Source organism: Alloprevotella sp. oral taxon 473 str. F0040 (assembly GCF_000318095.2).
In the GTDB taxonomy this organism is placed as follows: domain Bacteria; phylum Bacteroidota; class Bacteroidia; order Bacteroidales; family Bacteroidaceae; genus Alloprevotella.
Window position 1 is genome coordinate 18,494 of record NZ_KB290702.1, and the last position, 11,913, is coordinate 30,406.

Below are 11,913 nucleotides of genomic sequence, written 5' to 3' on the forward strand. Positions count from 1 at the left end.
GGAGGGGCATCAAGTGGAGCTATGATGAAGAAGCGAAAGTGCAGAGCCTTAATCTTTCGACTATACAGAAAAAAGAAAAGCAAAAAAGAAAAAGTGGCTATCTCGAGAAGAGATAACCACTTTTCGGTTTGAGAGAAGGCAATGCTTATCAAAGCACGCAGAGCAGGATAGCACAGAGAACAGCGAACCAAAACAAGTAACGCAGGAGCGTGAACGTGATTTGCAAAATTACTTTGACGACAAAGCGTAACAAGAGGAAACTTCCGAGAATGGAAATCGCGGTGACGACTTGTGGCGTGACGAGTTTGGAAAGGAGATAAACAAAACCGATAAGCAACGCTAGAAGTGTGACTAAGCCAATGAAGCGTGTCCAAGAGAAACGATGGACTTGCTTGGGCGCAGGCACGCTGGAGGGAGCGTTGTCTTGCTGAGAAGCTGTTTTGTCTACTCGCTTGAAGGCTGGAGAGTGGAGGTCTGTGAGCATAATTTGATGATTCATATCGGAGAGTGTTTGGTGGTTCAAGAGCAATAACAAGATAGTTCGCGACACCTAAGACAAGGGTTTGAAAAATACTTGGCGAGTGGAACGAAATACCTATCTTGGCTCTTGATACCACCGCACTCTTGATGTGGCAAATGATGACTATTCCACAGCGTTTACTCCTTCAACGGTAGGCAAATTGTTTTGCTCGATGATCAAGACTATCGTTCCTGTGAGTTCGGTGTAAAGGTCTTCGTACTGTGGACTTGCGGCAAAGTCGTCCGTGAGATGGTAGTTGGCAAAGACGCGTTGCACCGCCTTATTGCGGAGGAGAATAGGAGCGAGTTTCTCAGGTAGTGGACTAGGAAGCTCTGCCTCAAATTCGTTTTCCAAAACAGACACTAGGGTGTCATACTTTGAGAAATGCAAACCTTCAAAGAGGACATTGCTGGCAATGCTTTCGGCTTCAGGATGAGAGAAGCCTTGCGCCACTGCATCGCAATAGGCGGTGAGGGCTGCATCGGCACGAGAGGAAACGAGGGTGGCATCGTCCACAAGCTCGGGTTGATGATCGCGGAGATAGGCTGTGAGTTTCAAACGGAAGTAAGAAAGCTCGGGAATTGCTTTTGTGTTCATAATAAATATAGAGATTAAAAGTGATACATTCGTGTTTTAGAGTCCCATGGCATCATTGAATTTGTCGAGTTTATCGGCAAGTTCTTCCATATCGTGCTCAATCTTTTTGTTGGTGATGCGTGCATAGATTTGCGTGGTGCGGATGTTGGTATGCCCCAGCATCTTAGAAACGCTCTCCATCGGCACTCCCTTACTGAGTGACATCGTCGCAAACGTGTGACGTGCCAAATGGAAGGTGAGGTTTTTCTTGATACCGCAAATATCGGCAATTTCTTTGAGATACGAATTCGTTTTCTGATTGGTAAGCATTGGAAAGAGTTTGCCGTTTCGATAAGTCTTTCCACCATACTTAGCAATGATTGCTTTGGGAATGTCCAAAAGAAGGACATTTGTTTCCACACTTGTTTTCTGCCTCTGAGTCATAATCCACTGCTTATCGCCAAGGGGGACGATGTGATCGGGAGTGAGGTTGGACACATCTATATAGGCTAGCCCAGTGAAGCAAGAAAAAATGAAAATGTCTCTGATTAGCTCTAAACGTGGTATGTTTATCTGTTTATGAGCAATAAGTAGGATTTCCTCATCAGTGAGAAATCCTCTATTGACAGGCTCAATATGAAAGCGATGGTTCATAAATGGGTCGTGCAAAAGGACGCCCATCTTCTGACCAAGAAGAGTTATCGTCTTGAAAGTCTTCATCGTTTTTGTGGCTGTGTTGGGATTTTGTCCTACTTCGGTGCGAAGATACAAATCAAACTCACGAATCACGACATAGGTTAGCTCTGTCAGTTTGAGATCACTGCGTTTGTATTGTTTTTCAAGAAACTCCGAAAAGTGACGCTTGCATACGTTGTATTTCTGCAATGTTGCTTTTCCCACAGACACACCAACCTGTTTTGCAACATCGCCATTATGTTTCTCGAAAAGTTGCATCAGCGTATCTATTTCTTCTTTTTTGCCTAGAAACTCAGATTTGATACGCTCAAGAGAAACGACATCCGACATTTCTATTCTGCGAAAAATAGATTGTAGTCCACTTGCGATGTTGTCGAGCTGCAAGTTAGTGTTGAGTGCTTCAGTGGTGCGTCCTTTGATGCGTTCTTTCTCTTTGTCCCATTGAGAGGACTTGACAGAGATGCCAGTGGAGCCGAGCGATAAACGCTCATTGTTGAGGTAGATGCGGAGCATCACGGAGGTTTTCCCCTCCTTGTTTACATAGTTACTTCTAAGGTAGAAGACTACTCTGAAAATTGACTTCATCATTGTCTTTTGGGGTTAGGGTAGCCAAACTGAGAGTATTTGTAGCCAAGACTGTCTAAAATTGTAGCCAGATATGGCGATAAATCACTCTGTAGTCCTGCTACAAAGTTCAACATAATACTTTGAATAGCAGTAATCTACGCAAACTCTAAACGAACTCTCTACTATCTCCTGGCTACAATTTTTATTTTGCAGAAAAAAGTGTAGCCAGATTGTAGCCATAGGAGAGTCTTTTGGGAGTATTTGGGTACTCTCTACGTACTCTAGAAGGACAATGACGTATAAAAGAAAAGCATCGTAACTCATTGAAGTTACGATACTTACGTTTTTCTTTGATTTCCTCTGAACTAAGTTTCAGAGTACTTCACGCGGAGAGAGGGGGATTCGAACCCCCGAAACGCTTTTGACGTTTACACGCTTTCCAGGCGTGCCTCTTCAACCACTCGAGCACCTCTCCAATCCTGGTTGATCAATGGGGCATAGCAAGAAGGCTAAACCCAAGGGCTAACGGACGATTTCCGAAATGCGATGCAAAGATACACCTTTTTATCCATATACACAAGACGAAAAGCTCCTTTTTATTCCTTCCTCCTACCCTTTTCTCTCCTTCATCGGGGGAGAATGGAATGCACTTTTTCAGCAATCGGCCACCACCACACTCATCTTGCCATCCTACTATCCTTGCCAAAGAAAGGAAAGATAAACAAAGGAGAGCAGAAGAAAAGGAAAACATGAGCAACAGACAACCTAAGAAAGGTGAGCCATGTCGCATCTGTAATCCCCAAGGCCGAACAAAAACAAAATCTCCCCAAGTTTTCACTTGGGGAGATGGGGAGGGGAACTGCACTGAAGCCTTCAAAAGTAAGGAAGGCTCGCGCGTGTCTATCTGCATCCCTGAAAGGAGTTTATCATCCAACAAAGGAAACCTAACATCGAGAAATCCAATATAGGAAAATCCAACTAGGAAAGACCTATGAAAGATATAGCTCGAATATGGAACTTATTTGCTCCATCCAGGGAGGATAATCCGAGGAGGGATTATTTTACGGGGCGATAACGACCTGATGGGTCAGGGTTGTTGAAGTCGTAGACAGGAGAGTTGAACACACCTTCAAACTTAGGCAACACGATGTTCATCCAAGCTGGGCGACCATTGGTGTTGTAACGTACGGGTTTGGGAACATTAGTACCGTCATAAGCACGCGTCACGGACATGTTCAGACGCTTGATGTCGAAGAAAGTGCGACCTTCACCCCAAAGTTCGATGCGCTTTTGGAGCACCACTTCTTGCACCACCTCGTCACTGCTGCTTAGGGTGCAGTTGTAGTTGGCATCGCGATAAGTCTTCATGAAGGTGTTGAGCAAAGCAGCTCCCTTGGCACCATCGGTGTGTGCTGCAGCTTCCGCTTCAATGAAATACATTTCTTCCACACGCATCAAGGGATAGCTGCAAGTAGAGCCGATGGTGTAAGTAGAGATGTTGCCTTGTCCAGGACGGAACTTGACCGTAGTGTAAGGATCCAGTTCTTTACCGATGGCAGCATCAATGAAAGTAGTTTTGCCTTCTAGAGCGTGACCTGCAGGTGCTTTGAAGGAGAGCTTACGGAAGTCGGTGTCGGCTATCTTGTCGTAGAGTGAGCGGTCTATGCGTACAAAGACTCCAGCGCCACCAGCATATCCGTATTGAGTTTCAGACGACATCCATCCCGTCCAGTTGGAGAGGTTATAACGACTGCCAAGAGTTTCCTTATTGGCAGTAGCCGAGAGCATCCAGCTACCGTTGTTGGGAGAGTTGAAACCAGTGATGGGATCATTCCATTGTGCAGCAGTGAGGGGTGAACCGTTGTGGGCTTCGATAGCCTTGCGTGCATATTCAGCAGCCTTTTCATACTGACCATCCCAGAGATAGAGGCGAGCTTTGAGACCATAGACCACATCGAGGTGAGGCACATCTTTGGTGTTGGCATCGAGTTTGTCAATGTTGGCTTCTGCCTTATCGAGATCAGAAAGGATGAAGTCAAACATTTGCTTGTGCGTAGCACGAGGATTTTTGTATGAGTCTTTCTGGCTCACAGCATCAGTGACAATGGGTACGGTGAGGTTGGTCACCACATTGCCTTGTGCATTGCGACCATCGGGGAAGACTTCATTGGGGAGGAACTCAAACATTCCTGCCAATTCGAGATAGGTGAGTGCACGGAATGCGTAGGAAGCACCAAGGAAACCCTTTTCGGCATCGCTGAGGTTGGCTTCGTTCGCCACATATCCCTTGATACTTGTGTTGGCAGCAAGCACCACATCATAGCAGGCCATGTAGAGGGCGTTACCAGGAGTGTAGTCTTGTCCCAGGGCTATGTTTTGTGAGTATGCGCGGAAGTGGTCATAGCCCAAAAAAGGTTTGGTCATGTCGCCCGTCATCACGTCGCGAGCGTGCATCATAGTGCCCCAACCGAATTCCCAGTGGTCGCCAGTAGGCTGCACGATGCTAGAAGGAATCGCCCAAAAGGCTCCTTCTTTTGCCTTAGGGCTTTGGTTGAGTTGTTCTTGGGTGTACATGCCAGAAGGGAAGGTGTCTTCCATGCAGGCAGTGAAGAGCGAGAGTGAAGCCACACCAGCGAGAGCTAGAGCTGGCACTTGATGGCGCACTGTGCGAAGCGTAGCACGCACGGCAGCCGTGCTTTGCTTCAAAAGGTGGAGATATGGAGATTTCATTGTGGAAATGCTTTATTTTAGACGTTAGAACTTAGACGTTAGACGTTAGAGCCATGCGGCAAGGGTCTATTATCTAGACGTTAGAAATTAGACTTTAGACGTTAGAGCCTTACGGCAAGGGTCTATTATCTAGACGTTAGAAATTAGACTTTAGACGCTAGAGCCATGCGGCAAGGGTCTATTATCTGTTGTTTTTAATCTATGACTTTCAACATCAAACGCTGTGTCTCAGACATCTTGTATTAAACATCAAATAAGATACATCTAATGTCTAACGTCTAATATGTCTAATATCTAAATGATTCTAGAACGTAAGTGTAAGACCGCCAGAGATGGTGCGTACGGGAGAGTATTGCACCTGTTTGGTCGTAGACACAGATTGACGTGGGTCGAGACCCTTACGTGCAGACCAGTAGTGAACATTGTCGGCCGAAACGTAGAGACGGAGGTTTTGCACTTGTCCCTTGGCATAGCGATACAAGAACTCCTTAGGCACAGTGTAGCCGAAGTTGATGTTGTTCAAGCTCAAGAACGAAGCACTCACGTAGTAAGTGTCTACATCAGCTGAGCTATTGGTGCTCAAAGCCGTTCCAGCCTGCAAGCGAGGATACTTCGCATGGCGATTGGTGGGTGACCAAGTCTTGGTCAGCGCATCTTTGTGCACTGCCGATCCACCGAATTCTCCAGAAAGACCATTCATCAAGTTAGCATAGTCCTTGTCGAGGATGTGACCACCGAGTTGGAAACTAAAGTCAATGCCGAGGTCGAAACCTGCATAAGTGAGGCGAGTGTTGAAACCACCATAGAGATCGGGGTGAGGATCCTTGCCGAGGAAGTAGCTAGCTTCAGAAGCCAAAGTCGTCTTAGTGAGACGGTCTTTAGCCACAGGAACTTCCTCCACTTTACCGTTGGCATCGGTTACCTTCTTCTTGAGGATTTCATACACAGGTTCTCCCCAGCGGTCGAGCTGTTGCACCTCTTTGCCGTTGGCATCTTTCACCATCTTAGGCTTCGTGAGGTCGTAGCGATAAGCCCAAGTGTAGTATGTCATCTCACCGGTCTTTTCGTCTACACCGGCAGAGCGATACAAGAAGCGTGTCCACATGGGCAATCCTTCACCATAGAAGAAGTTGCCGCTCTCGTATCCCTTGTGACCTTCATATTCTTTGAGCTTCTTTTGGTCGGGGATAGAGGTGATTTGGTTCTTGTAGTGTGTGAAGTTCACGCCAACACTCCAAGAGAACTTGCTCGTGCGGACGAGCTCAGCATTGAGTTCCACTTCCACACCGCGGTTGCTCATGTTGCCGAGGTTGTCATAGAAGCTGGTGAAACCATAAGAACGTGGCAAGCTATAGGTAGAGAGCATGTCGTGAGTGCTGCGGTTGAACACTTCGACCTGACCGCTCAAGCGCCCCTTGAAGAGAGAGAATTCAACACCCACGTTGAAGTTACCATTCTTTTCCCAAGAAATCTTCTCATTACCCAAGAGGCGTGGTACGAGTGCCAATTTACCATTGCTGTTCTTGAAGGTATAAGTGGTGGTGTAGAGGTAATCTTTGATACCATCGTTACCTTGTTCACCATAAGACGCCTTCAGTTTGAGTTCGTCCACCCACTTCACGTTGAAGAAGCTCTCCTTAGAGATGATCCACGCACCAGAGAGGCTCCAGAAGTTGCCCCAGCGGTGATCAGGATGGAAGCGAGAAGAAGCATCGCGACGGAACGAAGCCGAAGCGAAATAGCGATCAAAGAGGCTATAGTTGGCACGTGCAAACCAGCCTTCGGTGTTGTAGAGCCCAGCACTAGAAGAGGGCGTACCATTTTCAAGACCGCCACCAAGTTCGTGGTTCTTGTGGTCTACAAGGTTGGTGCGGGTGCCCGACAAAGAGTAGCTCTTAGAGCGATAGTATTCATGACCCACGAGAGCTTCCACATTGTGGATGCCAGCAAAGGTGCGGGTGTAGTTGAGGAGTTGTTGGAAGTTGTGGCGCACACGGAGGTCGCTACCTACGGAAACGAATCCCTTGCTAGACTCTGCGCTCTGTCCATAGTAGGGGTTAGACAGATTTTCGCCACGGCTAGAGATGAGGTAGAGCGTATTGTTGGTGACAAACTTAAAGCCTTTGCCCAAGAGCACATCAGCTCCCACGTTTGCGTTGAGGGTGTGGGTATTTTCGCCATTATAGTTGAGGGCATTGTCCGAGAGGGGATTTGAGTAGCTCAAGAAAGGACGGTTCATGGGGAGATAGCCCTTCTTACCATAGTCGTAGCGAGTGAAGCCCATATTGTCCACCATGATGTTGCCCTTGCCATCGCGGAGATAAGCAGGGTAGATGGGAGCGATGTTGTTGACCAATCCGAAGATAGAACCAGAGCTATTCGCATCTCCTTCTCCTTCCACGTTGTGGCTCTGCGAGTTGGTGTAGGTGATGTTGGTGTTGAAGTTGAGCCAATCTTTCGCATTCCAGTCAGCCTTCAAACGAGAAGTGATGCGCTTGAAGTCGGTGTTTTGGAGGATACCCTTGTTGTCCAGGTAGCCCATTGAGAAGTAGATGTTGCTATTGTCGTTGCCCTTGGCCACATTGAGGTTATACTCTTGGCGCAAAGCAGGACGATAGGCCAATTCATACCAGTCGTCGGGCGTGATGGTATAGTCAAAGGGTTTGCCAGAAGCATCCTTACCCTTCACCACACGGCCGAGTGTAGCCGCAGGATTGAGCTTACCATTCTCGAGCACGAGGTTTTGGCCATCGGGCACAGTGTAGGTGAGGTAGCCCAAACGTTCTTGCATATTCTTGTTGGCAAACTCATAGGCAGCCTTCTCGTCACCGAGTTGGTAGTTGTTCTGAGCATTGAGATTTTCATACAAGCTCTCGTTGCGGAGGGCTCTGTGGTAAGCCTCATAGTAGCCAGCCGCATCGCGCACAGTTTCGTAGCGTTGTTGCGCCACTTGGTTCACACCCCACTTGGCATCGAAGGTGACACGTGCACCATGATGACTGCGTGTGCGCTTGGTGGTGATGATGATCACACCGTTGGCACCACGAGCACCATAGAGAGCAGCCGAAGCCGCATCTTTGAGCACAGAGAAGGTTTCGATGTCCTGTTGGTTGATGGAAGACAAGTCGCCAGGATAAGGCGCACCATCCACGATGATGAGCGGATCGTTGCCCGCATTGATGGAGGAGATACCACGGATGCGGATGGTGGGAGTGCCACCATCAGGACGACCAGAGTTGCTATAGATTTGCACACCAGCCACACGTCCCTTCAAGCCTTCCACAGGGTTCGCCACTTGGAGCTTGTTGATATCATCTGCCTTGATGGTTGCTGCCGAACCGGTGAAGCTGGACTTCTTGGCTGTACCATAAGCCACCACCATCACCTCATCGAGGTTAGCATTGTCCCACTCCATGGTCACGTTCATCGTGCTAGACACAGAGGTTTTAATGCTCTTCATGCCGATGTAGCTAATGGTGACAGATCGAGTGCCAGCCGGCAACTTGGTAAGGGTAAAATTACCGTTCTTGTCGGTCACGGCAACGACACGTTCGCCCACTTTCACAGCGGCGCGTGCCACAGGCTGCCCATCGGGGTCAGACACGTGGCCGATCATTTGTCCTGTCGCAGTGTTTTGAGCGACAGCACCACCGGCCATGAGCAGACTGAGACTGAGGAGTGCTAACTTCTTGTTCATGTTTGTTCGGTTTATCTATTATGCTTACTTGGATATCGAATATTGACTTGCGCCTTTAGCTCTGGACTAAAATCCTGATGAGCCTGCGCAAGCGAGGGGGAGATGCTCCTCTAGAGAAAGGGGCATTCCGCAAAGGAGCTATCCTTTTTAAGTATGTCCTGCGGTTTCCTTTCAAAAAATGATGCGGAGTTCTGCGACCCACTCGAAAGATGTCTGCTGTAGAAGCTCTACATTTTTTCACGAAATGCAAAATAGCGATTCGTAACATCTTTCCTAGCATTTCCCTATCAAATTGATAACTTCGGGAGGGCTATATTTGCAAATGTAGAAAATGTAGTGGAGAAATCCAACACTTCGACAAGAAAAAACGTATTGCAGACTACAAGTAAAGATTTTTTAAGCTAAAAAACCTCGTTTTGCGTGTTCTAACTTTGCAAAACGAGGGGTATAGCCGAAACAACTTGTTTCACTTAGCGCGATTTTTGCGCAAATTGTTGATTTTATGGTTCACCTTTTGCTCATTTCTGTGTCGTTTTTCTATCATTTATCCACTCATTCACATATCAACTTCAAAGAAAATACTTCGTATTTTAAGACACTATATCATAACAAAAAGAGGATGCGCCCGCGTAAGGTGAGCGAAAGCTCCCTACAACCATGAAGATTTGCACCTATCTAGATGACACTTGGAGCGATTTTCTATGCCCCACTGACGACCTTCAGCCCCCACCGACGGCCTTCGGGTCATTGCACACAAATCTCATCGGTGAAAATCCAACCGCCTAGCTGCCCAGACTTGGCCTGATAACGGATGAAACGCGCCTTCGCAGCTCCGCACCACTCCATGGTTTGCACCTTAAAATCGGTCGAGGTGTCCACCTCATAGCGACGATGGTCGAGCTGCTCGAAGTGCACCCCATCGTCCGACACTAGAATCCCCACCTCGGCAGGCGTATAAATCTCGGCACTCACCGACTGAAAGAAAGCAGCCTTGATGAGCTTCAACGGCTTTATCTCGCCCAAGTCAATGGTCACATCCAGACGGTCGGCACCGATGAAGCCTTGCCATGCTCCATCTTGGAAATCCCATCCGCCACTCTTGCCGTCTACCAAAGCCCCATCGCCTGAAGCGGGATAGTTGGCTGCGTAGGGTGCATGATACACCACCCTCTTGCCCACTGCCAAATGCTGCATCACGGTTTTCTTCTCAGCACGCTCGCCCACCTCCTTGCGCAGGTCAAAGGGGTGATAGCCACGGCTCACCAGCACATCTTGCAGGTGCAAGGCTCTGCGGCGGAAGTCGGCATAGTCGGTCTTGCCATGGCTCCACCCATTTTCTGCTATCGCCAGCAGGCGCGGATAGAGCATATATTCGCAATGCGCCATGGTGGGCACTTGCTCCGTCCACAGATTGCCCTGCAAACCTAAGATATGCTTGGCGATGCTATCGGGCAAATGTCCAGCGGGGTCATAAGCATAGCACTGCTCCAGCGACATATAGCTGCCGAAAGCCTGGGGTTGCGAAGGTGGATAGTCTTGATAGCGATCCAAATAGCAATACCTGCCTGGGGTCATGATGACGTCATGCCCAGCTTTCGTGGCGGCTATGCCCCCCTCTTCGCCGCGCCACGACATCACCACTGCATTGGGGGCCAACTGCCCCTCCAAGATTTCATCCCATCCGATCAAGACTCTGCCATGACCATTGAGAAAACGCTCCATGCGCCGCGTGAGATAAGCCTGCAATTCTGCCACCGTCTGCAAGCCCTCCGCCTTCATTCGCTGCTGACATCGCGGACAAGCGGCCCAGGCTTGGCGCGAGGCTTCGTCGCCACCGATATGGATATACTTGGAAGGAAAGATATTCATCACCTCGCGCAACACGTTTTCGAGGAAAACAAAGGTCTGTTCATTGCCCACACATAGGTCGCTATTCCGCTGGCTCACCTGCTCACATTGCAGTTCGGGATAGGCGTGCAGCACCTCTGCGCTGTGTCCTGGCATCTCGATTTCGGGGATGACCGTGATGTGCCGCGCCGCAGCATAGGCCACGATGTCCTTCAAATCCTGCTGGGTGTAATAGCCACCTGTAGCTCCCTTGTCTTCCTTGCGTGCATAGCGTTGTCCCTGTTCGCGCCATTCGTTCCAAGTAGCCCCTACCCTCCAGGCTGTCTTTTCGGTCAAAGCAGGATATTGCTTAATCTCCATGCGCCAGCCAGCATCATCGGTGAGATGCAAATGCAGACGATTCATCTTGAGATAAGCCATAGCATCCAACTGCTTTAGGATAAACTCCTTCGGCCAAAAATGACGTGAGCAGTCGAGCATGACACCTCGGTAGGCATACTTGGGGGCATCTTTGATGTCACAGCACGCCACACGTCCCTGCTCTTCTAGTTGGCGCAAAGTCTGCACACCATAAAAGAGTCCCTTCATGCTGGAGGCTTCGAGGTGGATGTCTCGTGGCGTGATGCGCAGTTGATAGCCCTCTTCGCTCCTATCATTAGCCGTCTGTTTCGCTTCGTGGTGTGGAGGAATCAGACGGATTTGCAACACCCGTTTTCCTCGTTTGTCCAGTTGCATGGCAGGAAAAGCCTCCGCTAATAGACCTTGCAACGCCTTGCGCTCCTGAGCTGTCACGTTGGTCACGAAGCGCATTTGCCCTGTCATCTTCATCTCTCCTTCGGTCTTCACATACGTAGCAGGCGCGGGTATCAATCTCGCCACATCCGCAGCCAAACGCTCACCAACAGCAGGCAGACGTTCACCATCCGCAGCCAACACACTGACAAAACACGAACTAAAAGCTAAGAACAGAAATAAAAAGTGTTTCATGATCATAAAACTATTGATGCTTATGGAGACAACACTGAGGCTCAATCTTCTCTTTAGTCTCTGTGGCCATTGCTGTGCCTCCCTTGTTTTCACCTCACAACCATAGGACAAATGTTGTGTAATGCAAAGATACGTTTTTCTTAATACAAGACAAGCAACATAGGGGCTTTTACTAAGACCAGAATTTATGTCAACAACTCTCCATCGGTGTTGCGCCGTCGCCCCAAGAGCAATGGCTATGGGGAGCCACTCCTCACTACAAGGCTCTATAGCTCACTCTTCTTATCTAGTC

6 protein-coding genes and 1 tRNA gene are annotated in these 11,913 nt (G+C 48.6%); all 7 read right to left on the reverse strand.

Annotated elements, in window-relative coordinates; genetic code table 11:
- Nucleotides 1-148: 148 nt before the first annotated feature.
- Nucleotides 149-499 (reverse strand): hypothetical protein, encoded by a 351-nt coding sequence (locus HMPREF9999_RS00120; protein ID WP_044062766.1) that lies wholly within the window; start codon nucleotides 497-499, stop codon nucleotides 149-151.
- A 144-nt stretch (nucleotides 500-643) separates the two neighbouring features.
- Nucleotides 644-1,117 (reverse strand): DUF1896 domain-containing protein, encoded by a 474-nt coding sequence (locus HMPREF9999_RS00125; protein ID WP_009436185.1) that lies wholly within the window; start codon nucleotides 1,115-1,117, stop codon nucleotides 644-646.
- 36 nt (nucleotides 1,118-1,153) lie between these two features.
- Nucleotides 1,154-2,377 (reverse strand): site-specific integrase, encoded by a 1,224-nt coding sequence (locus tag HMPREF9999_RS00130; protein ID WP_044062767.1) that lies wholly within the window; start codon nucleotides 2,375-2,377, stop codon nucleotides 1,154-1,156.
- 369 nt (nucleotides 2,378-2,746) lie between these two features.
- Nucleotides 2,747-2,834 (reverse strand) — tRNA-Ser (locus HMPREF9999_RS00135).
- Between the two features lie 581 nt (nucleotides 2,835-3,415).
- Entirely contained in the window at nucleotides 3,416-5,089 is a 1,674-nt protein-coding gene (locus tag HMPREF9999_RS00145; RefSeq protein WP_009436188.1) for a RagB/SusD family nutrient uptake outer membrane protein, read from the reverse strand.
- A 304-nt stretch (nucleotides 5,090-5,393) separates the two neighbouring features.
- Nucleotides 5,394-8,786: a SusC/RagA family TonB-linked outer membrane protein gene (locus HMPREF9999_RS00150; protein ID WP_009436189.1), complete on the reverse strand. Its 3,393-nt coding sequence runs from the start codon at nucleotides 8,784-8,786 to the stop codon at nucleotides 5,394-5,396.
- A gap of 744 nt (nucleotides 8,787-9,530) precedes the next feature.
- Nucleotides 9,531-11,621, reverse strand: coding sequence for a family 20 glycosylhydrolase (locus tag HMPREF9999_RS00155; protein ID WP_198144600.1), 2,091 nt, complete (start codon nucleotides 11,619-11,621; stop codon nucleotides 9,531-9,533).
- Nucleotides 11,622-11,913: the final 292 nt, after the last annotated feature.

Coding starts and splice junctions, on each gene's coding strand:
- HMPREF9999_RS00120 (WP_044062766.1), bottom strand. CDS start 499: ATGAATCATCAAATTATGCTCACAGACCTCCACTCTCCAGCCTTCAAG.
- HMPREF9999_RS00125 (WP_009436185.1), bottom strand. CDS start 1,117: ATGAACACAAAAGCAATTCCCGAGCTTTCTTACTTCCGTTTGAAACTC.
- HMPREF9999_RS00130 (WP_044062767.1), bottom strand. CDS start 2,377: ATGAAGTCAATTTTCAGAGTAGTCTTCTACCTTAGAAGTAACTATGTA.
- HMPREF9999_RS00145 (WP_009436188.1), bottom strand. CDS start 5,089: ATGAAATCTCCATATCTCCACCTTTTGAAGCAAAGCACGGCTGCCGTG.
- HMPREF9999_RS00150 (WP_009436189.1), bottom strand. CDS start 8,786: ATGAACAAGAAGTTAGCACTCCTCAGTCTCAGTCTGCTCATGGCCGGT.
- HMPREF9999_RS00155 (WP_198144600.1), bottom strand. CDS start 11,621: ATGAAACACTTTTTATTTCTGTTCTTAGCTTTTAGTTCGTGTTTTGTC.